Origin of the sequence: Kaistia defluvii (genome assembly GCF_040548815.1) — a bacterium.
GTDB classification, from domain to species: domain Bacteria; phylum Pseudomonadota; class Alphaproteobacteria; order Rhizobiales; family Kaistiaceae; genus Kaistia; species Kaistia defluvii_A.
The window spans coordinates 2,252,324-2,277,163 of record NZ_JBEPSM010000001.1; the positions used below are offsets into that span (position 1 = coordinate 2,252,324).

24 protein-coding genes are annotated in these 24,840 nt (G+C 66.0%); 11 read left to right on the forward strand and 13 right to left on the reverse strand.

The window, feature by feature from the left end; translation table 11 throughout:
* Window positions 1-206: 206 nt before the first annotated feature.
* From ABIE08_RS10605 to ABIE08_RS10645, 9 genes are all read right to left on the reverse strand, one after another.
* Window positions 207-1,613, reverse strand: a complete 1,407-nt coding sequence (locus ABIE08_RS10605; protein ID WP_354550849.1) for an AcvB/VirJ family lysyl-phosphatidylglycerol hydrolase — start codon at window positions 1,611-1,613, stop codon at window positions 207-209.
* Complete coding sequence (gene mprF, locus ABIE08_RS10610; protein WP_354550850.1) at window positions 1,610-4,237, reverse strand: bifunctional lysylphosphatidylglycerol flippase/synthetase MprF; 2,628 nt, start codon at window positions 4,235-4,237, stop codon at window positions 1,610-1,612. The genes ABIE08_RS10605 and mprF overlap by 4 nt, the downstream gene beginning before the upstream one ends.
* 347 nt (window positions 4,238-4,584) lie before the next feature.
* A complete protein-coding gene (locus ABIE08_RS10615; protein WP_354550851.1) occupies window positions 4,585-5,838 on the reverse strand; it encodes an aminopeptidase in 1,254 nt (417 codons plus the stop codon).
* 72 nt (window positions 5,839-5,910) lie between these two features.
* Window positions 5,911-7,341 (reverse strand): MFS transporter, encoded by a 1,431-nt coding sequence (locus tag ABIE08_RS10620; protein WP_354550853.1) that lies wholly within the window; start codon window positions 7,339-7,341, stop codon window positions 5,911-5,913.
* Window positions 7,342-7,689: 348 nt separating this feature from the next.
* Complete coding sequence (locus tag ABIE08_RS10625) at window positions 7,690-9,162, reverse strand: M81 family metallopeptidase (protein WP_354550854.1); 1,473 nt, start codon at window positions 9,160-9,162, stop codon at window positions 7,690-7,692.
* A gap of 468 nt (window positions 9,163-9,630) precedes the next feature.
* A complete protein-coding gene (locus ABIE08_RS10630) occupies window positions 9,631-9,813 on the reverse strand; it encodes a hypothetical protein (protein WP_354550855.1) in 183 nt (60 codons plus the stop codon).
* 165 nt (window positions 9,814-9,978) lie between these two features.
* Entirely contained in the window at window positions 9,979-10,359 is a 381-nt protein-coding gene (locus ABIE08_RS10635; RefSeq protein ID WP_354550856.1) for a response regulator, read from the reverse strand.
* Window positions 10,360-10,365: 6 nt separating this feature from the next.
* On the reverse strand, window positions 10,366-11,349 hold the full coding sequence (locus ABIE08_RS10640) for an HWE histidine kinase domain-containing protein (RefSeq protein WP_354550858.1): 984 nt from the start codon (window positions 11,347-11,349) through the stop codon (window positions 10,366-10,368).
* Between the two features lie 283 nt (window positions 11,350-11,632).
* Complete coding sequence (locus ABIE08_RS10645) at window positions 11,633-12,007, reverse strand: RidA family protein (RefSeq protein WP_354550859.1); 375 nt, start codon at window positions 12,005-12,007, stop codon at window positions 11,633-11,635.
* Window positions 12,008-12,187: 180 nt separating this feature from the next.
* Here ABIE08_RS10645 and ABIE08_RS10650 point away from each other — a divergent pair, with 180 nt between their 5' ends.
* Together ABIE08_RS10650 and ABIE08_RS10655 are read left to right on the forward strand one after the other, a co-directional pair.
* Window positions 12,188-12,943, forward strand: a complete 756-nt coding sequence (locus ABIE08_RS10650; RefSeq protein ID WP_354550860.1) for an SDR family oxidoreductase — start codon at window positions 12,188-12,190, stop codon at window positions 12,941-12,943.
* A gap of 55 nt (window positions 12,944-12,998) precedes the next feature.
* Window positions 12,999-14,066 (forward strand): D-TA family PLP-dependent enzyme, encoded by a 1,068-nt coding sequence (locus ABIE08_RS10655; RefSeq protein WP_354550862.1) that lies wholly within the window; start codon window positions 12,999-13,001, stop codon window positions 14,064-14,066.
* A 58-nt stretch (window positions 14,067-14,124) separates the two neighbouring features.
* Here ABIE08_RS10655 and ABIE08_RS10660 read toward each other — a convergent pair whose 3' ends face one another.
* Entirely contained in the window at window positions 14,125-14,487 is a 363-nt protein-coding gene (locus ABIE08_RS10660) for a hypothetical protein (protein WP_354550863.1), read from the reverse strand.
* A 386-nt stretch (window positions 14,488-14,873) separates the two neighbouring features.
* Here ABIE08_RS10660 and ABIE08_RS10665 point away from each other — a divergent pair, with 386 nt between their 5' ends.
* Window positions 14,874-15,959, forward strand: a complete 1,086-nt coding sequence (locus tag ABIE08_RS10665; protein ID WP_354550864.1) for a transporter substrate-binding domain-containing protein — start codon at window positions 14,874-14,876, stop codon at window positions 15,957-15,959.
* Window positions 15,956-16,330, forward strand: coding sequence for an MmcQ/YjbR family DNA-binding protein (locus ABIE08_RS10670; RefSeq protein ID WP_354550866.1), 375 nt, complete (start codon window positions 15,956-15,958; stop codon window positions 16,328-16,330). Before ABIE08_RS10665 ends, ABIE08_RS10670 begins: the two co-directional genes overlap by 4 nt.
* A gap of 116 nt (window positions 16,331-16,446) precedes the next feature.
* Here the strand turns inward: ABIE08_RS10670 and ABIE08_RS10675 are convergent, their stop codons facing one another.
* Complete coding sequence (locus ABIE08_RS10675) at window positions 16,447-16,629, reverse strand: hypothetical protein (protein ID WP_354550867.1); 183 nt, start codon at window positions 16,627-16,629, stop codon at window positions 16,447-16,449.
* 205 nt (window positions 16,630-16,834) lie between these two features.
* On the opposite strand from ABIE08_RS10675, the gene ABIE08_RS10680 reads away from it, so the two are divergent.
* A complete protein-coding gene (locus tag ABIE08_RS10680; protein WP_354550868.1) occupies window positions 16,835-17,047 on the forward strand; it encodes a hypothetical protein in 213 nt (70 codons plus the stop codon).
* A 144-nt stretch (window positions 17,048-17,191) separates the two neighbouring features.
* Window positions 17,192-17,371 carry a hypothetical protein gene (locus ABIE08_RS10685; protein WP_354550869.1) on the forward strand — a complete coding sequence of 60 codons (180 nt, stop codon included), beginning with the start codon at window positions 17,192-17,194 and terminating at the stop codon, window positions 17,369-17,371.
* Between the two features lie 165 nt (window positions 17,372-17,536).
* Here ABIE08_RS10685 and ABIE08_RS10690 read toward each other — a convergent pair whose 3' ends face one another.
* Together ABIE08_RS10690 and ABIE08_RS10695 are read right to left on the reverse strand one after the other, a co-directional pair.
* The gene (locus ABIE08_RS10690) at window positions 17,537-18,202 is read right to left on the reverse strand and encodes a hypothetical protein (protein WP_354550871.1); all 666 of its coding nucleotides are present in this window, start codon (window positions 18,200-18,202) and stop codon (window positions 17,537-17,539) included.
* A 96-nt stretch (window positions 18,203-18,298) separates the two neighbouring features.
* The gene (locus ABIE08_RS10695; protein WP_436409518.1) at window positions 18,299-19,327 is read right to left on the reverse strand and encodes a GlxA family transcriptional regulator; all 1,029 of its coding nucleotides are present in this window, start codon (window positions 19,325-19,327) and stop codon (window positions 18,299-18,301) included.
* Window positions 19,328-19,402: 75 nt separating this feature from the next.
* Here ABIE08_RS10695 and ABIE08_RS10700 point away from each other — a divergent pair, with 75 nt between their 5' ends.
* The 5 genes from ABIE08_RS10700 (at window position 19,403) to ABIE08_RS10720 (ending at window position 24,840) form a co-directional block, all read left to right on the forward strand.
* A complete protein-coding gene (locus ABIE08_RS10700; RefSeq protein WP_354550872.1) occupies window positions 19,403-19,546 on the forward strand; it encodes a hypothetical protein in 144 nt (47 codons plus the stop codon).
* Between the two features lie 12 nt (window positions 19,547-19,558).
* Complete coding sequence (locus ABIE08_RS10705; RefSeq protein ID WP_354550873.1) at window positions 19,559-20,812, forward strand: sarcosine oxidase subunit beta family protein; 1,254 nt, start codon at window positions 19,559-19,561, stop codon at window positions 20,810-20,812.
* A 194-nt stretch (window positions 20,813-21,006) separates the two neighbouring features.
* On the forward strand, window positions 21,007-21,291 hold the full coding sequence (locus tag ABIE08_RS10710) for a sarcosine oxidase subunit delta (protein WP_354550874.1): 285 nt from the start codon (window positions 21,007-21,009) through the stop codon (window positions 21,289-21,291).
* Entirely contained in the window at window positions 21,291-24,278 is a 2,988-nt protein-coding gene (locus tag ABIE08_RS10715) for a sarcosine oxidase subunit alpha family protein (protein ID WP_354550876.1), read from the forward strand. Before ABIE08_RS10710 ends, ABIE08_RS10715 begins: the two co-directional genes overlap by 1 nt.
* On the forward strand, window positions 24,271-24,840 hold the full coding sequence (locus ABIE08_RS10720) for a sarcosine oxidase subunit gamma (RefSeq protein WP_354550877.1): 570 nt from the start codon (window positions 24,271-24,273) through the stop codon (window positions 24,838-24,840). The genes ABIE08_RS10715 and ABIE08_RS10720 overlap by 8 nt, the downstream gene beginning before the upstream one ends.

Below are 24,840 nucleotides of genomic sequence, written 5' to 3' on the forward strand. Positions count from 1 at the left end.
CCTGAGGAGGCTTGCGAGCAAGCCGTCTCGAAGGACGCACCGTCCAAGTGCCAAGGGATACCGCACTGCCCTGCGTGCTTCGAGACGGCCCTTCGGGCCTCCTCAGCATGTTGAGGACGGTGGCAAGTCCAAGCAGTCCAGAGGCAAGAAGCGCCTCTGGCTACATGACATTCAGCTTGCGAAGCTGAAGTTCTACCTCTGAACGCTTACTTCTTCGCCTGCGGGTGTGCGCCGGCGGGGACGCGGCGCTTGATGCCGTCCAGGATCTTGGCGGCCAGCGCGTCATAATCGCCGTCGAAGTGATGGCCACCCGTCGTCTTGATCATCTCGACGCCGGTTCCCTCGACCTTCGGGCAAGCGGAATCGTCCTCCTCCTCGCCATAGACGCACTGGACCAGCGCCGGCTTGATCTGCTTCAGATCCGGCAGGGTCTGGCCCTCGCTGGAGCTGGTGCCGAGGAATTCGCCGACCGAGATCTCGTAGTCGACCGCCTCGGACAGGCCGAGTAGCGAGAGCTGCGCCACCATGTCCTTGGTGTCGGCGGGCAGGCGGTTATAGGCGGCCGGCAACACGTCGGCGCCGAAGGAATAGCCGATCAGGACGACGTGATCGACGCCCCAGCGCTCGGTATAGGCCTCGATGATGCGGGCAAGGTCGGCCGAGGTCTGGTCCGGCGTCTTCTGCGACCAGAAATAGCGCAAGGAATCGACGCCGACGGTCGGCACGCCTTCCTTCTGCAGGGCTTCCGCGACCGACTTGTCGATATCGCGCCAGCCACCATCGCCGGAGAAGACGATCGCCAGCGTGTCGAACTTCGACGTGGCCGGCAGCTCGATCAGTTGCAGGTCGGCGAGCGGATCCGCATCCGAAGACTTCGGCACCAGGAGGTGCTGCAGACGTTCCAGCAACGCGGCGCGGGCATCGCCCTCGACCGTCTTGTCCTTGAGCTTGAAGCCCTGCTTCTGCAGGTCGGCGACATGCGCCTTGCCGTCGGCGGGCGCCGACGCGGTGAAGATCACGTCGACCGGATTGGCTGGGTCGCCCTTCTCCAGGCCATAGGTGACGCCGCCCGGCACTTCCGTGCGCGGCGCATCGGTGCAGAGCGGCTTGACCAGCGGCAGCGCCAGCGCCGGATCGACGGCGACGTTTCGGCCAATCGTGGCGTCGGGCGTCTGTGCCGCCAGGTCCAGCGCCAGGGCGCCGGCGGTGCCGATGCCGGCGATGACCGGCGAATGATAGATGCTGGTGCCGAGCTGGCGCTGGATCTGATGGCTCAGATCCTCGATGTCGCCGACGACATAAGCGCAATCCTCGGATTTGTCGGCCTCCAGGCCGGCCAGGAATTTCGGCGTGTCGATGCCGACCACGATGGCGCCGGACTTCTGCAGGGTGGCGGCCGTGGCCTCGTCGGCCGGCGTCCAACCCTCCTTGTCGGAGAACAGGAAGACCGCGCCGGTGACGGCTTCGGTCGGCAGCAGGATCTCGGGCTTGCCGAGCAGGCCGGCATTGAAGCCGTCGGGCTTCGGCGGCGCACTGCCGGCGGGCGCGTCCTGGGCCATCGCCGGCAGCGACGCGCAGGCGAACAGGGACGCAAACAGCAGATTCCGGATCATTTACCAACCACTCCCTTGAGCCCGCCACTGATCAGCACCGTTACGTCGGCGAGCGCGAGTGCTGGCGACATGCTCCCCGATACGGCGATGTAACGGGGTTGCCATTGGGGCTGGAACTTCGCCTTGAAGGCCCTGAGCCCATGAAAATTGTAGAACCGTTCGCCGTGCTCGAACACCGCACGGCCCATGCGATGCCAGAACGGCGCTGCCGGGCTTTCGGAGAGGCCCGAAAGCGGCGCCATGCCGAGATCGAACCAGTGATAGCCCCGCTCCTTCAGCTGGAGCATCAGGCTGATAAACAGGAATTCCATCGTTCCGGCCGGAACCTCCGGCTCGAACCGCATCAGGTCGACGGTCGCCTCCTGCTTCATCGTCGTCGTCATGACGGTGGCGAAGGCGACGATGCGCCCCTCGCGCCGGACGACGGCGGCGGGCTGCGCCATCACATAGTCGCGGTCGAAGGCACCGAGCGAAAAGCGCTTCTCGCGGGCGCGATGCTCGGCCAGCCACAGGTTGGAGATCCGCTGCAGGTCGTCGATCGACTCCGCCACCTGATCGGGCTCCAGCAGTTCGAAGCTCAGGCCTTCCCGCTGGCTGCGATTGAAGGCATGGCGCAGGCTGGCGCGCTTGGCGCCCTTGAGGTCGAAGCCCTGCAGGTCGACATGCGCGGCCTCGCCGAGCTTGTAGGCGCGCAAGCCGGCGTCGGCATAGAGGGCGAGGTTCTCCGGCATCACCTGGTAGAACATCGCCCGGCCGCCGGCGGCGCGCGCCATCTCGACGAACTGCCAGATCAGCCCCGGCCAGGACGAGCGCGGGCCGATCGGATCGAACAACGCCACCCAGGAATGGGCCTGGCGCCCGAACATGATGAAGGCGCGGCGGTCGTCGGAGAAGAGCAGCGTCTTGTCGCCCATGCGAACCAGGTTCGCATCGGGATGGGGCTGGGTCGCGAGGATTTTGACCGCTTCGGCGATCTCTTCCGGATCGGGCTGCCCGGTCTTGCCCTTGGAGGGGCGCAGCAGCGACCAGGCCGCCAGCGAGCCGGCCGCGATGACCACGCCCAGCAGCGCCCGCAGGCTGCGCGGCGCCTCTTCCGAGAATTCGAACTGCCACCAGAGCTGGTTGGAATATTCGACGTCGCTATAGACGAAGAACATGACCGCGGCGGCGGTGACGATGACGGTGGCGATCGCCAACAGCCAGCCCGGCGTCAGCCGCTGGTGCAGCAGCGAGGCCGGCCGGTTGAACTCGCGGCGGGTCGCCAGCAGCGCGATGAACAGCAGGGCGAGTGCGATCGACTCGCTGATGGCGAGCGCCTTCAGCAGCGACAGCATGACCGCCGCGCCGACAGAGACGATCGCCGCCCACCAGGCGCCATCTAGCCGGTGCGCCAGGCCGCGCGCTACCACGATCAGCCCGAGGCCGAGCACACTTTCCAGGAAATGCGCGCCCTCCAGGATCGGCAACGGCAGCAGGCCGGAGAGCATGTCGAGCCGCTGATCGGCAGCGGGCGTAACGCCGGAGAGCACCAGCACGCCGCCCAGCGCGAAGGTGAGCGTCGCCAGCACGCGCGGCGACAATTGCGCCCCGGCGCGCAGGAAGCGCGAGGCATTCACGCCCGAGGCGGCGCGGCGCACCTCCATGCCGGTGACGAGTCCGGATGCCGCCAGCAGCGGCACGCCGTAATAGATGACGCGATAGAGGATCAGGGCCGACAGCACCTGATCGACTGATGCCGTGCGGCCCACGACGGCGATGATCACCGCCTCGAACACGCCGAGCCCGGCCGGGACATGGCTGGCGACGCCGAGGCCGATCGCCACGGCATAGACCGCGACGAAGGCCGGCAGGCCGACATCGGTCTGCGGCAGCAGGACCCAGAGCACGGCGGCGGCGGTGGAGACGTCGACGATGGTGGCCGCAAACTGCGCCAGCATGCTGCCGGGGCGCGGCAGCGTGAAGGAGAGCCCGCCCCAACCGACCCGCCCCTTCCCGAAGGCCGAATAGGCGAGAAGGCCGGCCAGCACCAGCAGGATGGCGCCGCCCAGCGCGCGGAGCAGCACGGGCGGCAGCGACAGTGGCTCCGCCAGATCATGCGCCGCAAAGGCAAGGCCGAGCCCCGTGACGCCGGCAAGCCCGAGGCCGAAGGCGACCGTGACGAAGGCGACGACCTTGGCGACGTCCGCCGGCTCGAAGCCGAGGCGGGCATAGAAGCGATAGCGGATGGCGCCGCCCGTGAGCGGGCCGAAACCGGCCGTATTGCCCACCGCATAGGCGCAGAAGGCGGTCAGCGCAACGATGGGATACGGCACCTGGCGGCCAAGGTAGCGCAGGGCCGAAAGGTCGTAGATGCTGAGCGCGAGGAAGCTGAGCGCCGTGAAGCCGAGCGCCGCGAAGATCGCCCATACAGGCGTCGCATGCAGCGTGTCGAGCACGTCATTGTAGTCGACTTCGGCGATCAGCTTCGAGATGGCGAGCCAGACCAGCACCACGACGATGATGCCGGCCACCGCGGTGATCGCAGGCCGCCAGGGCGCCAGAAGCGCCCGCAGCCGCTCCAAGCGGGGCTCGGCCACCGGCTCTGAATCGTCCAGACGGTCGGCTGCCTCGAACTCTTCCAGCATGGCTTCCCGCGGTCCCGGACGGCTGTCCGCTTCGGGTCGGTTCTTGGATCCCGGACGGCGTTCTGCCTGCCGGGTCGATAAAGTGGCGCTATGGGTCATCGTGGACTTTGTAGCTTCGACCAAGCCAGGGGACCGAAGTCCCGACCAGCCAAAGCGCTGCCTTCTCGTTGCATCTTACCGTAAGCTTCAAGGGCTTCAATTCTGGCTGGATTGAGGCCGAAGGCTGCGTCGCTTGCGCCTCTCGAAAGATTGACGGTCATCCGCTGCGATATTTCAGTCACGCAACGAAAAGAGCCGGGCGATTGCGCCGCCCGGCTCTTCTGGCATGAAGTTGTGACGGTCGAGCGTCAGGCCCATTCGCCCTGGCGCATGATCGGCTCGACCTTGCCGTCCTGGCCGATGCCGTCAATGTCGATATGGCGCGAACCGATCATCCAGTCGATGTGGATGAGGCTCTTGTTCGCCCCCCGCGCGGCAAGATCTTCCTGGCTCATCGTGTCGCCGCCGCGGATGCACTTGGCATAGGCCTGGCCGAGCGCGATGTGGCAGGCGGCGTTCTCGTCGAACAGCGTGTTGTAGAACAGCAGGCCGCTGGCCGAGATCGGCGAGGAATCCGGCACCAGCGCCACTTCGCCGAGCCGGCGCGCGCCCTCATCCGTGTCCAGCACCTTGGAGAGCACGTCGCTGCCCTTGCGCGCCGTCGCGTCGACGATGCGGCCTTCCTCGAAGCGCACCTGGATGTCCTCGATCAGCGTGCCCTGGTAGGAGAGCGGCTTGGTGCTGGTGACATGGCCCGAGACGCGGTTCTTGTGCGGCGTGGTGAACACCTCTTCGGACGGGATGTTCGGGTTGCAGACGATGCCGTTCTTGGCGGTCGAGGCGCCGCCCTCCCATTCATGGTCGTCCGCCAACCCGACCGTCAGGTCGGTGCCCGGGCCGACGAAACGAAGCGCCGAATAGCGCTTGTCATTGAGCAGCTTGGTGCGCGCATGCAGCGCCTTGTTGTGCTCGCCCCAGGCGGCGACCGGATCGACGAGATCCACGCGCGAAGCGGCGAAGATCGCGTCCCAGAGCTTGGCGACGGCGACTTCCTCGGTCTCGTTCGGGAACACGGCCTTGGCCCAGGCCGGCGAGGCGAAAGAAGCGATGGTCCAGTTGATGTCGAAGCCGGCGATCAGCTCCAGAGCCGGCATGTAGGCCTTGGAGCGGGCGCGGTTGGCGCGCGAAACCTTGTCCGGATCCTGCCCCGCCAGCAGCGACGGGTTCTCGCCGGCAATCGCGAGGCGCGCCGCGCCATTGCGGAAGGCGGAGGCCATGCCGTCATAGAGCCAGCCGGAGGCGACGTCGAAGCTGCCGTCCGGAGCATGGCGATAGCGCATCAGCGTCGCCTCCTCGTCGGAGAACAGCGTCGTCACTAGCGAGGCGCCGGCCTTGTAGGCGTGCTCGGTGATCCGGCGCACCAGCGGCAGCGCGTCGAGCGACGCGGTCATCACCAGTTCCTGGCCCGGCTGCAGGCCGAGGCCGACGCGAACGGCCACTTCGCCAAGCCGGTCGAGCTTCTGCTCGTGGGTGAGCGACGGATCCTTGTTCAACTTGGTCATGGCAGAACTCCAGTCTTCGTTTTCGTTCGATCGGCCCGCGGAGGGCGGGCCGAAACAGGAAACCCCTAGGGCTCAGGCGCGCGCCCGGGCGCGGTGCTTGCTCACCGGCGCGCCGGCATCATGCGGCAGGGCGAAACTGTCATAGAGGCCGAGCAGGCCGACCACGCCGACGATCAGGAAGGCGGCGTGGAAATCCCGCAGCGTCAGCCCGCTCACATCCGGCGTCAGCCAGGCATCCGCCAGCCGCAGCGCGATGGCGCCGAGCGCGATGCCGAGGCCGAACGTGATCTGCTGCACCAGGCTGAACAGCGTGTTGGCGCCGCTCATGCGTTCCTGCGGCACGTCGACAAAGGCCATGGTGCCGATCGCGGTGAACTGCATCGAGCGCGCCGCGCCGCTCAGGAACAGGACGAGCATGATGACCGGCCAGGGCGTCGCCGGCGTCAGCATCGCACAGCCGAACAGGGTCGCGACGAAGAAGAGGCCGTTGCCGATCAGCGTGTTGCGGAAGCCGAAGCTGCGCAGCACGAGGCTGGTCAGCGGCTTCATGGCGAGATTGCCGGCGAACAGCGCCAGCACATAAAGGCCGGCCTGGAACGGATCGAGGCCGAAGCCGAGCTGGAACATCAGCGGCAGCAGGAACGGAACGGCGCTGACGGCAGTGCGGAACAGCGAGCCGCCCTTCATGGTGACGGCGAAGGTCTGGATCGTCAGCCCGTAGAGATCCGGCAAGGGATGCGGGTGCTGGCTCGAATGGCGCAGCGCCACCCAGAAGAACAGCGCGCTGGCGGCGAGAATCCCGGCGCCGATCACCCAGTCGCTCTCCGTCTGGCCGACGAGATCGAGCCCGTACATCAACCCGGCGCAGGCGACGCTGGTGAGCACGAAGCCGAGCCAGTCGAAGCCCTGGCGATCGTCGCCGCGCTGGTTGGGGATCAGCCAGAAGGACAGGGCCAGCGCCACGATGCCGATCGGCACATTCAGAATGAAGATCCAGTGCCACGACGCATAGGTGGTGATGAAGCCGCCCAGCGGCGGGCCCAGGATCGGCGCGGACAAAGCCGGCCAGGTCAGTACCGCGATCGCCCGCATCAGTTCCGATTTGGAGGTGTTGCGCAGCACGACCAGCCGCCCGACCGGCACCATCATCGCGCCGCCGGCGCCCTGCAGGATGCGCGCGAGCACGAAGCCCATCACGCTTTCGCTGAGCGCGCAGAAGACGGAGGCGAGGGTGAAGACGGCGACAGCGGTGGCAAAGACCGTGCGCGCGCCAAACCGATCCGCCATCCAGCCGCTGGCCGGGATGAAGATCGCCAGCGTCAGCATGTAGACCGACATGCCGATATTGAGATCCACCGGCGCGACGCCGAAGGAATGCGCCATCTGCGGCAGCGAGGTCGCAATGACCGTGCCGTCCAGATTCTCCATGAAGAAAGCCCCCGCGACGAGCAGGGCAATCCATGTCGATTTATGGGGCGAGGTCTGGGATGGGACGGAGGTCATGCCGGCCGACGGCTCAGGAGAAGAGATGAGGCGACATGATGCCAGCCGGCGACACATCGAACACAGGAGTCATCGCGCTTTCGGCCGGCAAGCACAACCCTCTGCGGCGCGCTGCCGCTTCTGGGTAGGTGCATGCTCCGCCATGTTGTGCGTCGGGCCTTTGTCAAAGAGCCCCTCCCCGAAAGCGCGCGGGCGCTTTCGACCCTCCCTCAAGGGGAGGGTTCAAAAGGAAATGCGGTCTGGCTCCACCGTCAAACACGCGCTCCCGGAACCCTCCCCTTGAGGGAGGGTCAAAAACGGCGAAGCCGGTTTTGGGGAGGGGTCTTTCTCGGCCGATATGCCCCGATCTCAGCCATGCGGGTTCTCGACGCGCGGCCAGATCGGCCGGTTCAGCTTGCGATAATCGGTGACGCGCGGGTTCGACGGGTAAGGCGCGCCAGCGTCGATATAGAGGATTTCGGCCGCGATCGGCAGGAAGCCGGCGTGGAAATGATTGGTCGACTTGACCAGCAGCAGCTCCTTCGACAGCGGATCGAGGCCGAGATTGGAATAGGCGTCGGGCTCGAAGGTCTGGGTGCGGTTGGTGTTGAGGATCACGTCGATCTGGGTACCAAGAATGCGCACCAGCGCCGTCGGCCCGAAGGTGACGCGGCTGGCGCCAAAGCTCTGCCAGCCCTCGGTCACGGCGCGAACGACCTCGACCATGGCGTCGATCGGCGCACCGCCATCCGGTCCCGCCTTGCCGCCGAAGCGGAGCTGGATCTTGGCCCCCTCGCCTGCCGCCAGGCAGAAGGTGACGGCGATCGGATCCCAGATCGTCGCGACGGCGACATTGTCGACGCCGCGCTCGATCATCCGGTGCAGGATCAGCGTGCCGTCGCCGGCCACGCCGCCGCCGGGATTGTCCCATGTGTCGGCGATCACCACCGGCTTGCCGGGCTTTGCGGCGGCCAGTTCCAGCGCCTTGTCGATGCCAGCGTCGATCGACAATTGCGGCATCATCGTCTTGCCGCGTAGCGAGAAGATCTCCATGCCGAGCTTTTTGGCCAAGGCGTCACCCTCGGCCTTGCGGTCATCCGTGACGACGAGCATGCGCGTGCCGAGTTCCGGCACGTCGCCGGCCATGAAGCCGTGGATCAGCGACACCGACAGGATGCCGTCCTTGCCGTGCATCGCCTTCATCCGGTCGACGAAGGAGCGCATCGGCTCGCGGCTGGTCGGGAACACGTCGATCATCCGGCAATCGAAGGTCGAGATCACCGGCTTGATCTCGCCGCGCAGCGTGCGGATGGCGAGATCGACGACATGTTCGCCGCGCTCGTAAAAGTCGGTATGCGGGAATTCGAGGAAGGCGGCGAGGATGTTGGAATTCGCCACCCGCTTCGCCGTCAGGTGGCTGTGCGGGTCGAGCTCGGCGGCGATCAGCACGTCGGGGCCGACCATCTCGCGGATACGGGCGAGCAGGTCGCCTTCGGGATCGTCATAACCCTGCGCCACCATCGCGCCATGCAGGCCGAGCACGACGGCGTCGACCGGCAGCGCGGCGCGCAGCTGGTCGAGGATCTCGTCGCGCAGCCCCTCGAAGGTCTGGCGCTGCAGCAGCCCGCCCGGCTCGGCCCAGGTCGCCGTGCCCTCGATCAGGTCGATGCCATCCGCCTTGGCCCGGCGGCGCAGCGCCACCATTGGCGAGGAGCAGAGCGTCGGCGTCTCGGGATGCTGGCCGGGTCCGGCATAAAACGCCATCTCGAAACTCGCGCGGTCGGTCGGAACCGGCGAGAACGTATTGGTTTCGGTCGCGAGCGAAGCGGTGAAGATGCGCATGATGCGGGGGCGTTCCGGAAGCGGTCCCTCGGATCCCGGATCCGAGTTCCCTGGTGGGGGTCGGCGATGCATCCGGCGCGCGTCGCGTCCATGCTGCCGTCTGGCTCGAAAGGTATTCTCCGCGCCCGCCCGACCGCAAGCCCCAGCCTTCCGAACGCGACCCTATAGCGCTGGCCAAAGAAAAGCCCGCCGGGGCTGGGCCACGCGGCGGGCTGGATCTGGCGCAGCGATGCGCTACAACTATTTCCCGAGGCCGCTCTGGATCGGCTCAGCCGCGATGCGCTGCAGGAGTGCCGACTTCACGAGCGCCGGCTTTTCGTAGGTCTTCTTCATAGTGCCCCCATGGCATTGTTGACGCTACGCAATTTGGCAGAACCGTAAGGCGCCCGTCCAGCAAAAATTCGCCTGCGGCGAAGGCGCAATTGCATCTTCCCGGGACCGACCCATCCGCCAGAAAGTCGTTACGGATCAGGCGGCCTCGTCGGGCGAGTGAGGGGGCGGGAGGCGCGTGTAGGTTCCGGTCTCGGCGCTCGAGCGCGCCTCCTCGGCTGCCAGGCTGAGCAGATAGGCGAGATCGCGCAACTCATGCTGGCTTGCGAGCTGGCTGAGCTCGGTGGACAGGTCCTGGATGTAACGGGCTGTCTTCTGCATTGTCATCTTCGCCCCACAGCGGGTTGCACGGGATCCAGCAAGTCGCGGTTCACCATTCCCACAGGGACAAAAGCCCCTGCTACTGTTCGTTCGAACGGTTGACAACCGGACGGTGCGCTCACCGCCCATTCCAGCGTCGGCTTAGGTGCGCAGGTTATGAAGGCACTACGCCTTCAGGAGCAGATCCAGCGCGGACACCAGTTGCTCCGGCTTTGCCGGCTTGCCGATATTGGTAATGCCGCTGAAGGCCGGCTCCTGGTTGATGGTTTCCTGCTTGTAGCCGCTCGACAGGAAAAACGGCACATGCTTAGCCTTCAGGCAATCCGCCACGGGCGCGCTGATCTCGCCCCGGAGGTTGACGTCCAGGATGCAGGCGCTGGGCGCATTGCGTTCGATGGTTGCGACAGCAGCGGAGACGGTCGCAATCGGGCCGACCACCACATAGCCGCTATCCTCCAGGATCTGGACCAGCTCCATCCCGATGAGATACTCGTCTTCGACGATAAGAATTTCGAACGGCGTTGAATCTGTACTGGATGATGCCACAACTACCTACTGCTGTATCGGCAAGGTTATCTCCACACGCAATCCCTCGGGATCGTGATGAAAGATCGCGCTGCCACCCTCTGCCTTGATGCTGTAGTCAATGAGACGGGTCCCAAAACCTATGTGTTTCGGCGGAGCCACCGGGGGACCTCCCACTTCCTGCCACTGCAAGACCAAACGCCGGCTTCCCTCGTCCAGTTCCGTATTCCATTTGACTCGAATGACGCCATCGCCAGCCAGGGCGCCGTATTTGAGCGCGTTGACCGCCAGCTCATGCAGGATCATCGACAGGGGCAGCACCTGGTTTTCCGACAGGCTGACCGCCGGGCTCGCCACCAGGTCGGTCCGCTCCCCGGCGACCGGCGACAGGCATTGGTCGATGAGCGCGGCGAGGTCGGCATTCGCCCCACTCGCCGAGATGAAGTCCTGCGCGATCAGCAGGGCGTCGACCCGGCCTAGAAAGCGGTCGCGATACTCGGCGCCCGTCACGCCGGCGACTTCCGTCTGCCGGGCGATCACCTTCACCGTAGCGATCAGGTTCTTCATCCGGTGCCGCGTCTCCGCGATCAGGATGTCCTTTCGCGCTTCCGCCCTTTGCCGGTCCGTCACATCCTCGAAAACCACCAGCATCTGCGAGCTGTTATTGCCGGGGATGGCAAGCTGCCGTGCCGTGACGCACATCGACCGCTCGCCGAGGCCCGGAAAGTCATGGTTGACCTGGTAGCCGACGATCGCCGACGCCTTGGGCACGACGTCCGAGAGCAGCATGCGCAGTTCGGGAATGTCCCACTGGCCGTTGCCGAGCTCGAACAGGCTGTGCCCGATCGTGCCGTCCATGTCGGTGCCGAAGGTTCGATAAAAGGCGGGATTGGCATTGCAGACCGTGAAGGCCTTATCCAGCACGATGAGAGGCTCATGGAGGGTATCGACGATCCCTTGGGTCTGGATATGACCACTCCGGAGCAGCCGATATAATTCCTCAAGCGTCATGTTCTATCCTGCCATTTCCGCGCTCTGGGCCGACCCCTTTGGCCGAGCTCTCCTGGGCGCTACGCGTCACTGCAACGCTCAGGAAGCGTGAAGGATGCTCCGTCTTTCGACGGGAACTGCCGGCGGAGGGCCCAAAGCAGCCGGATTTGGCGGAATCAGCGACAGCGGAAGCGCGTCCACAACCAGCCGCTCGGCGGCGCGGGCCGAGGGTCGCGGACTGACAAGGCGGGGTGCGGCGGCGCGCAAGGCGTGGCTCCGATCACGCCGGAGCCACGCATGGCACTTAGCTCTGGGGAGCGTAGGCGATCGCTTCGATTTCGACCTTAATGTCGATCATCAGCCGGGCCTCGACCGTGGTGCGGGCCGGCGGGTCTTTCGGGAAGAAGGTGGCGTAGGTCTTGTTGAAGCCGCCGAAATCGCGCGCGTCGGTGATGATGACGAAGGTCTTCACCACCTGGTCCATGGTGCAGCCGGCCAGCGCCAGCGCGGCCTTGACGTTTTCGAGCGTCTGCTTCGTCTGCGCCTCGATGCCGCCGGCCACGACGGTGCCGGTGGAATCGGTCGGCACCTGGCCCGAGACATAGACGAAATCGCCCGCGCGCACGGCCGGCGAAAGCGGCACATGCGATGCCCCATAGACGATCTTCAATTTGCTCATGTAACAAGCCCCTTCTGCCATGTGGAACGCCCGCGGGCGGGCGATAGATCAGCGCTGTGTAGCGGCGGCAAGCTAAAGGAATTCGCCTGCATTATCGACAGGAAGCAGCAAATTCGGGCGTCGCACCCGTTGCTTTGTCCACCGATCCGGTCGAGCCTTGCTGCACATGGAGGAACGGCGATGTTCGGTCTGGAAGACAAGCATGTGGTGATCAGCGGCGCGGGTGGCGGCATCGGCCGGTCCCTCGTTTCCGCCTTTCTGGCCGCCGGCGCGCAGGTGACGGCCTGCGACCGCGACGCGTCGCTGCTGGAAGCCCTGGACGGCGTGGTGAAGTTCGTCTTCGAGCTGACCGATGCCGAGGAGACAGCGCGCGCGGTGGCAACCATCGTTTCCGAGCAAGGCACGCCGGACGTCCTCGTCAGCAATGCGGGCTATACCCGTGCAGAGACGATGGACGCCGTCGACCAGCAGTCCTGGAACCAGGAAGTCGACATCAACCTGACCGGCAGCTTCAACCTGATCGACCCGACCCTGAAGGCGATGATCGCCAATGGCGGCGGCTCGATCGTCATGACCTCCACGGTCAATGCGCTCGCCCATTACGGCAACCCGGCCTATGCCGCGGCCAAGGCCGGCCTCGTCGCCTATATGCGGTCGATCGCCGTGGAAAACGGCCGCGACAACATCCGCGCCAACTGCATCTGCCCCGGCTCGGTGCGCACGCCGGCCTGGGATCACCGCATGGAGAAGGATCCGAGCCTCCTGACCAAGGTGGTGCAGCATTATCCGCTGGGCCGGCTGACGACGCCCGCCGACGTCGCCAACGCCGCCGTCTTCCTGGCCTCGCCGCTGGCCGGCGCGATCACCGGCGTGGCGCTCCCCGTCGATGCCGGACTGACGGCAGGCAATCTGCGCTTCATCCGCGACGTATTCTGACGGACCGGGCCTTCATCAACATCCATTCGCCGGCCGGCGACATGGCGAGGACATCATGCCGAGACATATCGATACGCTCCAGACCCCCTGCGTCCTGGTCGATCTCGACCGGGCCGACGCCAATCTCCAGAAGGCGCAGGATTTCGCCGATGAACACGGCGTCCGCCTGCGGCCGCATATTAAGACCCATAAGCTGCCCTTCTTCGCCAAGCGCCAGCTTGAACTCGGCGCCATCGGCATCACCTGCCAGAAGCTCGGCGAGGCCGAGGTCATGGCGGACGCGGGCATCGAGGACATCTTCCTGCCCTACAACATCCTGGCGCCGGAAAAGCTCTACCGCCTGAAGCAACTGGCCGAACGCGTCACGCTCGCGGTCACCGCCGACAGCGCCTTCGTCGTCGAAGGCTATGCCGAGACCTTCGCCGACAGCGCCGATGCGCCGCTCTCTGTCCTGGTCGAGTGCGACACCGGCGCGGGCCGCTGCGGCGTGCAGACGCCGGATGATGCGGTCGCCCTCGCCCGCCTGATTGCCAGCAAGCGCGGTCTCGTCTTCGGCGGGCTGATGACCTATCCGCCGGCCGGCGACGCCGCCGGCGCGCGCAAATGGCTGGAAGAAGCCGCGGAGAAGCTGGCCGCCGCCGGCCTGCCCGCCAGGACGATCTCGACCGGCGGCACGCCGGACATCTGGCGCGCGCATGAGACGACGATCGCCACCGAATACCGCCCGGGCACCTACATCTATTACGATCGCTCGCTGGTCTCGCGCGGCGTGGCAACCGTCGAGGATTGCGCGCTCAACGTGCTCGTCACCGTCGTCAGCCGCCCGACCGAGGACCGCGCCATCATCGATGCCGGCTCCAAGGCGCTGACCAGCGACCTGCTGGGCCAGAACGGCTACGGCATGGTGCTCGGCTATCCCGACGCCGTGATCTACGGCCTCAGCGAGGAACACGGCAATATCGACTTCTCGGCCTCGGCGGAGAAGCCGGAAGTCGGCGAGCGGCTGCGCATCCTGCCCAACCACGCCTGCCCGGTCTCGAACCTGTTCGATCACGTCAATCTGGTGTCGGGCGACCACGTCGTCGAAACCATCGCCGTCGCGGCGCGCGGCCGGGTCGACTGAACCCGCACCGACAGGACAAGGCCCCGGCTCCGGCCGGGGCCGGACGCAAATACGGCTACTATTCGCCCTCGGCGGCGTAGGCCTGCAACCGCTCGGTCTCGGCCGTCATGCGGTGGCGCAGGTCGATCAGGAAAGAGAGATTGTGGTGGATCTCCTCGATCCGGCGATCGCCGCGAACAAGGATCCGTTCCGCATCGGCCAGGATGGCGGCGTCGCGGGCATTGTCGTCGGACTCCCCCTCGATCATGTCGCCATAGAGAAATGCCGCGCGTGCGCGGGCATCCTCGATCCGGGCTGTCAGGCCCGCCAATTCCTGCTCGACCTCGCCAATTACCTTGGCAATGGAATTCTGCACCAAGGTCAGACGCTCGACGTCGCTGCGAACATCGCGTTCCTTGGAGCGAAATCGGGGAAACAACACTGACCTTCTCCGGTGGCGTTCAAGGTTAGGGACATAGTCCTCGAATCGTTGAATATAATAATGCCGCATCGCTTTCTGATGAGCGAGCCCGAAACGACCACACCGGCCCGGATACGACCTGAGGCGCGGGCGTTTCGAGGTCATGGTGCAAGGCCGCGATCGGACACCCGCAGGGCGGCGCTTGGCGTGTCGCGCTCCTGTCGGCGTCATGGCAGGGTCCGTTATGGCCCATGCGGTCGTTTGCCTCGAGAAAACGAAGCCATCGCGCCGCTTTTCGAGCGGGCGTTGACGCCACAAAGGCACTGGATATCCTGACCGCTTTCGCTAGAACCGGGCGGGAGATCGGCCGCGTCTTCGCATGCCGATCCAGGAAATGGTGACCGGCGATGCTCAGGGTCCTCTTCACGCTACTGACAGGCCTCTGGCTGGCGCTGGGGATCGCAGGCGCCTCGGCGCAGGAGATCCCGCCCCCGGGCCCGGCCCGCGAACTCGTCATCGGCACCAAGCAGGCCGCGCCTTTCGCGATCAAGGGCACCGACGGCGTCTGGACCGGCATCAGCATCGACTTGTGGCAGCGCATCGCCGACAAACTCGGCGTCAAATATCGCCTCGTCGAGGAACGGACCGTCGAAGCGCTGATTGATGGCACGGCCTCCGGCAAATATGACGCCGCCGTCGCGGCCCTGACGATTACCGGTCCGCGGGCCGAGATCCTCGATTTCAGCCAGCCCTTTTATCGCACCGGCCTCGGCATCGCCGTCTCGCTCACCGAGGGGTCGCGCTGGACGGTTATCCTCCGCTCCATGCTGTCGCTCGGCTTCCTGCAGGCCGTCGGCGCGCTGATCGGCCTGGCGCTGCTGGTCGGCTTCCTGATCTGGGTGTTTGAGCGCGGCCGCAACGAGCATTTCGGCGGGGCGCGCGGCATCGGGGCGTCGATCTGGTGGTCGGCCGAGGCGATGACGCAGGCCAGCACCGGCGTCCACACGCCGATTACGCTCGCCGGACGGTCGCTCGCCATTCTCTGGATGGCCGTCTCGATCATCGCCATCGCCGTATTCACGGCCGGCGTTACCTCGGCGCTGACCACCAGCGCCCTGCAGGGGATCGTCACCAATGTGAACGATCTGGCGTCGATCCGGGTCGGTGCGATCTCGGATAGCTCGAGCGTCGATTATCTGAAGACCCAGCGCATCAAATATCGGGGCTATGCTTCCGCCGAGGACGGCCTCAAGGCATTGAAGGCCGGCGAAATCGACGCCTTCGTCTATGACAAGCCGCTGCTGGCCTGGATTGTGCTGCAACACTATTCGTCGTCGATCCAGGTGCTCGACATCGTCTTTGACCCGCAGAATTATGGCATCGGCCTGCCACTGGGCAGCCCATTGCGCAAGAATATCGACGTCGCCCTGCTCGACAACGTCCATAGCGACTGGTGGAAGCAGACCCTGTTCAGCTATCTGGGCGAACGTTGATCCGAACGCCGGAGCGCGCCATCGTGCCGGACCAGCCGATCGATCGAGTGCGGAAACTCTGCCTGGCCCTGCCGGAAGCGGCCGAGCAGGAGGCGTGGGGCGATCCGACCTTTCGCGTGGGCGGCAAGATCTTCGCCATGCTCAAGCGCGGCGATGGCCGCGCCTCGGTCTGGCTCAAGGCGCCGGATGGCAGCCAGTCGATCCTGGTGGGCGCCGATCCCGACCGCTTCTTCGTGCCGCCCTATCTGGGTCACAGGGGATGGGTCGGCATCCGCGTCGACGACGATCCCGACTGGGCCGAGATCGCGGCGCTGCTTGAGCGCAGCTATCGCCTGATCGCGTCGAAACGCCTCGCCCGCCGTATCGATTAAAGCTGGCGCCCTCGAAGCGGCGCGCCGGGGGCAGCCGCGCTTCGGGGACGACATCGACTGCAACGAGAACCGGCGCGACGCTGCAGCCCGCTTCGCGCGTTCTAACGCGGCTCGGCTCAGCCCTTGCCGTGGCCGACGTCTTCCATCATGTGCTCGACGGCCATGATCGCATTCTCAAGATCGGAGATCTTGCGCAGCGCGCCATCGGTCGGCAGCCCGCCGGCATCCACCGCCTGGGTGATCAGCTTCTGCTGTGCTTCGACCAGACGAGCCCGCAGCGCCGTAAGTTTCTTGTTCATCAATGCTATCCTTCGTTCCGACCGACATATGACTGGTTTGCATGAGGCATCGACACGAAAATCCGTCAACGGTCGATGCGACGCAATCGCCCAACTTGTTGTGGATGAGGGAGAATGGCCCAGAACGGTTCCATACCACCGCTTGACCGAATCTCGAAGGAGGCAGATTCTTTATTCTGGTTCTTCTCGACAGGGTGGTCGGAATATGTCGCGACGAATTTTTCTCACAGCAGCCTTGGATCGTTTGGTGGATGAAGGTCAGATCGGCCGGCGCTCCAACGCACACCGCATCATCAAGCTGGTGATCGAGAATGGCGTCACCGCTCTCGACGAAGATCAGCGCCAGATCTACGACAGCGAACTCATTCCCAAGATCGAACAAGTTCAAATTTTGAACCATTCCGGCACCCGCCATTGATGCAATCCCTTACAAACTGATTCGCTCGGTCTGTACTTTCATCGCTTTGGACTCCATACTTACTGCACCATTGGCATAGAGGCCTCGGCTGCCAGTGGCTGAGAGAGAATTGCGCTCCCGCCTACCGAAAGAGGAGGAACGCCAATGATCTCCGATCGCGAAAAACAAGCGATGGAGTGCCTTGAGCTTGCCGCTCAGGCCGACGACCCCGCCGTCCAGAAGTCGCTGCGACAGGCCGCCGATGCCCTGTTGTTCAACAATCTGACCGAGCCATCCGCCTTGACGCCCGGCAGCAGCTGCCACCGGCAGGCCGAGGCAGATTGATCCGCCGGCACTCGCCATCGCTGTTTGAAGAGACGTCCGCGCGGGGCGAGGTGCCAGCGCGACACGGCGAGGCCAATAGGCCCTTGCACCACTTCTAGCGAACCGCCGAACGCGACCATCCCCCTCATCACGGAGCGTGATCGCCTCGACGTTTCGGCATCGCGCCTAGTTCGTGGCGAAGCAGTAGAGCAGCCCGGCGCCGCCGGTGCTCTGCAAGGCAGCCTGATTGCAGCCGCCCCGCGTCAGATGCGACGAATTCCAGGATTTCATCGGCGCGCTGTCGTTGATGCCGACACGGTCATGATGGCCGAGCATGGCTGCGCCATCGACGCCGCCCTTCGTCCAGTTGCCGCAGGTCTTGTCCTCGCCGGGCGGGAAGGCGGTGCCGTCCGGCTGGCTGCCGGTCAGGATGTCATGCGTGTTCGGTGTGTCGCCGCGGCCGTTCACCGTAGCGCCGGTTTCGGTCAGCGCGGTCTCCTTGTTCAGATTGTTGGCGTCGCTGTGCAGGTCGGCGACATCCTTGGCGATGACGACACCCTTGGCGTTCTGCCAGGGGCCCTTGCCGATGCGGTCGCGCGCATTCACCGCCGGCTTGCCATCGGCTTCCTGCGTCGAGAGATAGGCATCCCAGGCGCGCTTGCCGGCGCCGACCTTGGTGGCAAGCGTCTGGCAGATCGTGTCGGCCCCATCGAGCCCGCCCAGATCCGCGCCTTTGACCGAGCCGGCGCTCGTGACGAAAAAGGTCATGCTGCCGGCGTCCTGCGCCTGCGCGGGGACCGCCAGCGCCAGGGTTACGATCGACGCCGCGAGCGCCAGGGATGCGTGTCTCATGTCGATCTCCTCTCGTGCCTGTTTCGTCCGCAACGCGCGGATGTGCGACCCGTTCCGATATAGGTGGCCGAGGAAGGCCGACGAGGGCGCGAAAGACTAGCCGGTGGCGCGCACGGGGATTCCGCTGCGCAGCGCGTTGCGCTCGGCGCGCGGCGTGCGGCCGAAATGCTCGACATAGCTTTTCGAGAAGTGCGAGGCCGAGACGAAACCGCATTCGACGGCGATGGCGAGGATCGGCCGGCTGGTCTGGCGCAGCAATTCGCGCGACCGCTCCAGCCGGATCGTCAGATAGTGCCGGGTCGGCGAGCGGCCGAGATATTTGTGAAACAGCCGCTCCAGCTGCCGCGTCGAGCAGCCGGCCTTCGCCGCCAGTTCCTGGCAGGTGAGCGGCCGCTCGATCGCCTGCTCCATCAGCGCCACCACGGCGAGCAGCCTCGGATGGGCGACGCCGAGCCGGGCGCGCAGATCCATCCGCTGTCGCTCGGCCGCGTCGCGGACCCTATGGTGGATCAGCTGGTCGGTGACCTCGGTGGCGATGTCCGTCCCGTGATGCCCGGCGATCAGCGACAGCATCATGTCGACCGCCGCCGTGCCGCCCGCGCAAGTGAAACGGTTGCGGTCGATCTCGAACAGTTCCTGGCTCAGATCGAGATCGGGAAATTCCGAGGCCAGGCTGGAAAAATTCTCCCAGTGGATCGTGGCCGCATGCCCATCCAGCAGGCCCGCCTTGGCAAGTACGTATGTTCCCGTGCAGACCGCGCCGATGCCGACGCCAAACGAAGCCAGCCGGCGCAGCACAGCCATCAGCTCGCGATGACCATGGGTCTGGACATCCAGCCCGGCGCAGACGATCGCCGCCGCGAGCCCGCCCGCCTCGGCATAGGCGCCATCGACCGCGACGGCGACGCCGTTCGACGCCTCGATCGCCCGGCCATCCGGCGAATAGAGCCGCCATTCGTAGAGCGCGCGCCCGGCGGCGCGGTTTGCCAGGCGCAGCGGCTCGATCGCCGAGGTGAAGGCGATCATCGAGAACTGCGGCACCAGCATGAAGCCATAGACGCGCGGCGCCTCGGCGACCGGCATCAGCGACACGGGCATCGTCGATCTCTCGACCGGCTTCTGCATGGCGATTTCCCTGCCGGCTGCCCGATTTTTCGAAGTCTTGTTGAATTTTTCGAAGTCTTGCCGGATCCGGGATCGATGATCCCCGCCCGCGGGAACGGCGTCAATACACTCTGGAATTGGACCAGGTTGAAGGAAGGCGGCGCGCCGTCGCAAAACCTCAAATTCGCGTCGCTGTCGCACCAGATCGGCCGCCGGCTTCGCGCCAAGCTCGGCCGGTAATCGGGGTTCCCCATGCGCCGTTTCTCGCTGAAATCGCTGATCTCGGAAGCCTTCAACGCCCATCAGGGCTGGGAGCGGCAATGGCGCACGCCCGAGCCGAAGGCGGCCTATGACGCGGTCATCGTCGGCGGCGGCGGCCATGGCCTCGCCACCGCCTATTACCTCGCGAAAGAACACGGCCTCACCAATATTGCGGTGATCGAGAAGGGCTGGCTCGGCGGCGGCAATACAGGCCGCAACACCACGATCATCCGCTCCAACTATCTCTATGAGGAGAGCGAGGCGATCTACGAGCATGCGATGAAGCTCTGGGCCGGGCTGTCGCAGGAGCTCAACTACAACGTCATGTATTCGCAGCGCGGCGTGCTGATGCTGGCGCATAACAGCCACGACGTGCAGAGCTTCAAGCGCCATGTCTATGCCAATCGCCTGGCCGGCATCGACAATGAATGGCTGACGCCGGACGAGGCGAAGGAATTCTGTCCGCCGCTCAACATCTCGCCCGACCTGCGCTATCCGATCGTCGGCGCGGCCCTGCAGCGACGCGGCGGCGTGGCGCGGCATGACGCGGTTGCCTGGGGCTATGCGCGCGGCGCCGACGCGATGGGCGTCGACATCATCCAGAATTGCGAGGTCACCGGCTTCCGCCGCGATGCCGGCGGCGCGATCGCCGGGGTCGAGACCTCGAAGGGCTTCATCGCCACAAAGCGTGTCGGCGTCGTCGCCGCGGGCCACACCAGCGTGGTGATGGCGCGCGCCGGGCTGCGTATGCCGCTCGAAAGCTTCCCGCTTCAGGCGCTGGTTTCCGAGCCGGTGAAGCCGGCCTTTCCCTGCGTGGTGATGTCGAACGCCGTGCACGCCTACATCTCCCAATCCGACAAGGGCGAACTGGTGATCGGCGCCGGCACTGACCAATACATCTCCTATAGCCAGCAGGGCGGGCTGCACATTCCGATCCATACGCTCGACGCGATCTGCGAACTGTTCCCGCAATTCTCGCGGATGCGGATGCTACGCAGCTGGGGCGGCATCGTCGACGTGACACCCGACCGCTCGCCCATCATCGGCAAGACGCCGATCCCCGGCCTCTACGTCAATTGCGGCTGGGGTACTGGGGGCTTCAAGGCGACGCCCGGCTCCGGCAATGTCTTCGCCTGGACCATCGCCAAGGGCGAGCCGCACCCGATCAACGCCCCCTTCACCCTCGATCGCTTCCGCACCGGACGGCTGATCGACGAAGCGGCCGCCGCCGCCGTCGCGCATTAGGGCAGGATGCAAACCTTGAAAGACCAGAGCCATTCTTCACCTCTCCCTGAGGGAGAGGTCGACGGCCGAGGACCGGCGGGTGAGGGTTTACGGCCTTGCCGGAGAGTTCCCTAATCCCTCACCCGGCTCTTCGAGCCGACCTCTCCCTCCGGGAGAGGTGAAGCGTCAGTTCCACCCTCAAGAGGGGCCCGAAGATGCTGCTCATTCCCTGCCCCTATTGCGGCGACCGGCCGGAGATCGAATTTCGCGGCGGCGGCGAGGCGCATATCGCCCGTCCCCGCGATCCCCAGGCGATCGACGATCAGGCCTGGGCCGAATTCCTGTTCTACCGGACCAATCCGAAGGGCCTGATGGCCGAGCGCTGGAACCATGCGCATGGTTGCCAGCGCTGGTTCAATGCGTTGCGCGACACGGTGAGCGACCGCATCCTGGAGAGCTACAGGATGGGCGAAAAGCCGGCCGGCGGAGGGAGCCTTTGATGGCCGGCCGCAACCGCCTGCCCCGGGGGGGCCGCATCGACCGGTCGAAGCCCGTCTCGATCGCCTTCAATGGCAGGACGCTGACGGGCTTTGCCGGCGATACCGTCGCCTCGCTGCTCATCGCGCATGACATCCATTTCGTCGGCCGCTCGTTCAAATATCACCGGCCGCGCGGCTTCCTGAGCCATGGCTCGGACGAGCCGAACGCCCTGCTTTCGGTCGATCGCGGCCCCGGCAAGATCGACCCGAACAACCGCGCCACGGTGGCGGAGGCCCGCGACGGGCTCGTCACCCAATCGCAGAACCATTGGCCGTCGCTCGAATTCGACGTCGGCGCGATCAACGACGTGCTGTCGCCCGTCTTCGTCGCCGGCTTCTACTACAAGACCTTCATGTGGCCGCGCCGGTTCTGGGACAGCGTCTACGAGCCGAAGATACGGGCCGCCGCCGGTCTCGGCCGGGCGCCGAGCGAGCCGGATGCCGACCGCTACGCCAACCGCCACGCCCATTGCGACGTGCTGGTGGTCGGCGCCGGCCCCGCCGGCCTCGCCGCGGCGCTCGCCGCCTCGGGGACGGGCAAGCGCGTCATCCTCGCCGACGAGCAGGCGGAGATGGGCGGCACGCTGCTGCACGACCGGACCTCGCTCATCGACGGCAAGGCAGCGCAGGAATGGATGGCGGAAGCGCTTGCCGAATTGCGCGCGCGAAGCAACGTCACGCTGCTGCCGCGAACCACCGCCTTCGGCTATTACAACCACAATCACGTCGCGCTCGCCGAACGCATCACCGACCATCTCGCAGACGCCCCCGCCCACCTGCCGCGCGAAAGACTGTGGCAGGTCCGCGCCGGCGAGGTTGTGCTGGCGACCGGCGCGCATGAGCGGCCGCTGGTCTTCGCCGACAATGACCGCCCCGGCATTCTGCTGGCGGAAAGCGTGCGCGCCTTCGTCAACCACTATGCCGTCGCCCCCGGCCGCAGGATCGTCTTCGTCACTAACGGCGCCTCGGCCTATGCGGCGGCGCTCGACGCGGCCGATGCCGGGCTCGACGTGACGCTGGTCGATATCCGGCCCGAAAGCGATTGCGGGCCGGAACTGGCCGCGCTGCGCGCAAAGGGCGTCCCGGCCTTGACGGGCCACACCGTCCTGGCCGCGACCGGCACCAGGCGCGTCACCGGCCTCGCCGTCGCGCCAGTGTCCCCGGAAGGCAAGATCGGCGCGCGGAAAATCCTGGCCGCCGATTGTGTCGGCATGTCGGGCGGCTGGACGCCCTCGGTGCATCTGTTCTCGCAGTCGCGCGGCAAGCTGCGCTTCAACCCAGCGCTCGATGCCTTCGTGCCGGATCAACCGGTCCAGGCAACCCGCTCGGCCGGCGCCGCCAATGGCCGCTACGATCTCGCCGAGATCCTCGCCGAAGGCTTTGCCGCCGGCACCGCCGCCGCCGGAAACAGCGCCAGCCGTACCTTCGCGGCCACGCCGACGTCGACCGGCTTCTGGCCCGTTCGCGTGCTGCCCACCGACGCCGACCCCGCTCGCATCAAGGCATTCATCGATTTCCAGAACGACGTCACGGCAAAGGATATCCACCTGGCCGTCCGCGAGGGCTTCGAATCCGTCGAGCACGTCAAGCGTTACACCACGACAGGCATGGCGACGGACCAGGGCAAGAGCTCGAACATGAACGCGCTCGGCATCGTCGCCGGCATTCTCGACAAGCCCCTGCCCGCGGTCGGCACCACCACCTTTCGCCCGCCCTATACGCCGGTCACCTTCGGCACGCTGATCGGCCCATCGCGCGGTCCCCTTTTCGACCCGGCGCGAAAAACGCCGATTCATGGCTGGGCCGAGGAACAGGGCGCGCGGTTCGAGGATGTCGGGCTCTGGAAGCGCGCCTGGTATTTTCCACGCGGCGACGAGGACATACGCGAAGCAGTGGCGCGCGAATGCGCGGCGGTGCGCGAGCATGTCGGCATCTTCGACGCCAGCACGCTGGGCAAGATCGAAGTCGTCGGCCCCGATGCGGCCGAGTTCATGAACCGCATCTATATCAATGGCTGGCTGAAGCTCGAACCGGGCCGCTGCCGCTACGGGCTGATGCTGAAGGAGGATGGCTACATCCTCGACGACGGCGTCGTCGCCCGGCTGGCGCCCGACCGCTTCCACGTCACCACCACGACCGGCGGCGCGCCGCGCGTGCTCGCCCATATGGAGGATTATCTCCAGACCGAATGGCCGGAGCTGGAGGTCTTCCTTACCTCGACCACCGAGCAGTTCGCCGTCATCGCCGTGCAGGGCCCGAAGGCGCGCGACCTGATCGCGCCGCTGGTCACCGGCATCGACCTTTCCAACGACGCCTTCCCGCATATGGCGGTGCGGACCGGTTTCATCGGCGGGGTGCCGACAAGGCTGTTCCGCGTCTCGTTCACCGGCGAACTCGGCTTCGAGATCAACGTGCCCGCCGATTATGGCCGCGCGGTCTGGGAAGCGATTTTTGCACGAGGCGCGGCGTTCGGGCTGACGCCCTATGGCACCGAGGCCATGCATGTGCTGCGGGCCGAGCGCGGCTTCGTCATCATCGGGCAGGAAACCGACGGCACGGTCACGCCGGACGATCTCGGCCTTGCCGGCATGATCGCCAAGTCCAAGCCGGATTTCGTCGGCAAGCGTTCGCTGGCACGTCCGGATCTGGTCGCGCCTGGCCGCAAGCAACTGGTCGGCATCCTGGCCGACGACCCGACCCTCCTTCTCGACGAGGGCGCGCAGATCGTCGCCGACCGCGACCAGCCGATCCCGATCCATGCGCTCGGCCATGTCACCTCGAGTTACTGGAGCCCGGCTTGCGACCGCTCGATCGCGCTGGCGCTGGTCGAGGGCGGCCGCGCGCGCATCGGCAGCGATGTCTTCGTGACGACGCCGAGCAGCTTCACCAAGGCGACGGTAACCGCGCCGGCCTTCTTCGATCCCGCGGGAGAACGCGTCCATGCTTGAGACCATCGCCAGGGCCACCCGCGCCGCGGCGCTGACCGCGTCCGCCTCGACTGGAACACCGGAGATCACCCCGCTCCCCGACGCCGCCCGCTTCGCGCTGCGGCTGCGGCCGGCGCTTGCCGCCGAACTGGGCGCGGTGGCGGGCTTCCCGCTCGACCTCGCCATCAACCGCGCCTCGCCGGGTCCGCGCCGGTCGATACAGCTCGGCCCCGACGAATGGCTGCTGATCGGCGAAGCGGCGGACGCCGACGCCATCGCCGCCGAAATCGCGGAAGCGCTCGGCGACAGGTTCCATGCGCTGGTCGAGATCAGCCACCGCAATGTCGGCATCGCGGTTCGTGGCAACCATGCTGTCGATGTGCTCAATGCCGGCTGCCCGCTCGACCTGTCGGCCGCCGCGTTCCCGGCCGGCTTCGCCACCCGCACCCTGCTGGGCAAGGCGGAAATCGTGCTGATCCGCGAGGATGACGCGCCGACCTACCGGGTCGAATGCTGGCGCTCCTTCGCCCCCTATGTGCACGGCTTCCTGCTGGAAGCGGCGCGGGACTTTCATGGCGATTGA

Excerpts from the sequence above, each read along its gene's own strand:
- ABIE08_RS10680 (WP_354550868.1), top strand. The coding sequence starts at position 16,835 with ATGTCGCGACGAATTTTTCTCACAGCAGCCTTGGATCGTTTGGTGGAT.
- ABIE08_RS10620 (WP_354550853.1), bottom strand. The coding sequence starts at position 7,341 with ATGACCTCCGTCCCATCCCAGACCTCGCCCCATAAATCGACATGGATT.
- ABIE08_RS10685 (WP_354550869.1), top strand. The coding sequence starts at position 17,192 with ATGATCTCCGATCGCGAAAAACAAGCGATGGAGTGCCTTGAGCTTGCC.
- mprF (WP_354550850.1), bottom strand. The coding sequence starts at position 4,237 with ATGCTGGAAGAGTTCGAGGCAGCCGACCGTCTGGACGATTCAGAGCCG.
- ABIE08_RS10665 (WP_354550864.1), top strand. The coding sequence starts at position 14,874 with ATGCTCAGGGTCCTCTTCACGCTACTGACAGGCCTCTGGCTGGCGCTG.
- ABIE08_RS10615 (WP_354550851.1), bottom strand. The coding sequence starts at position 5,838 with ATGACCAAGTTGAACAAGGATCCGTCGCTCACCCACGAGCAGAAGCTC.
- ABIE08_RS10605 (WP_354550849.1), bottom strand. The coding sequence starts at position 1,613 with ATGATCCGGAATCTGCTGTTTGCGTCCCTGTTCGCCTGCGCGTCGCTG.
- ABIE08_RS10645 (WP_354550859.1), bottom strand. The coding sequence starts at position 12,007 with ATGAGCAAATTGAAGATCGTCTATGGGGCATCGCATGTGCCGCTTTCG.
- ABIE08_RS10695 (WP_436409518.1), bottom strand. The coding sequence starts at position 19,327 with ATGCAGAAGCCGGTCGAGAGATCGACGATGCCCGTGTCGCTGATGCCG.
- ABIE08_RS10705 (WP_354550873.1), top strand. The coding sequence starts at position 19,559 with ATGCGCCGTTTCTCGCTGAAATCGCTGATCTCGGAAGCCTTCAACGCC.
- ABIE08_RS10690 (WP_354550871.1), bottom strand. The coding sequence starts at position 18,202 with ATGAGACACGCATCCCTGGCGCTCGCGGCGTCGATCGTAACCCTGGCG.
- ABIE08_RS10700 (WP_354550872.1), top strand. The coding sequence starts at position 19,403 with ATGATCCCCGCCCGCGGGAACGGCGTCAATACACTCTGGAATTGGACC.
- ABIE08_RS10715 (WP_354550876.1), top strand. The coding sequence starts at position 21,291 with ATGGCCGGCCGCAACCGCCTGCCCCGGGGGGGCCGCATCGACCGGTCG.
- ABIE08_RS10640 (WP_354550858.1), bottom strand. The coding sequence starts at position 11,349 with ATGACGCTTGAGGAATTATATCGGCTGCTCCGGAGTGGTCATATCCAG.
- ABIE08_RS10655 (WP_354550862.1), top strand. The coding sequence starts at position 12,999 with ATGCCGAGACATATCGATACGCTCCAGACCCCCTGCGTCCTGGTCGAT.
- ABIE08_RS10720 (WP_354550877.1), top strand. The coding sequence starts at position 24,271 with ATGCTTGAGACCATCGCCAGGGCCACCCGCGCCGCGGCGCTGACCGCG.
- ABIE08_RS10675 (WP_354550867.1), bottom strand. The coding sequence starts at position 16,629 with ATGAACAAGAAACTTACGGCGCTGCGGGCTCGTCTGGTCGAAGCACAG.
- ABIE08_RS10710 (WP_354550874.1), top strand. The coding sequence starts at position 21,007 with ATGCTGCTCATTCCCTGCCCCTATTGCGGCGACCGGCCGGAGATCGAA.
- ABIE08_RS10625 (WP_354550854.1), bottom strand. The coding sequence starts at position 9,162 with ATGCGCATCTTCACCGCTTCGCTCGCGACCGAAACCAATACGTTCTCG.
- ABIE08_RS10650 (WP_354550860.1), top strand. The coding sequence starts at position 12,188 with ATGTTCGGTCTGGAAGACAAGCATGTGGTGATCAGCGGCGCGGGTGGC.
- ABIE08_RS10630 (WP_354550855.1), bottom strand. The coding sequence starts at position 9,813 with ATGCAGAAGACAGCCCGTTACATCCAGGACCTGTCCACCGAGCTCAGC.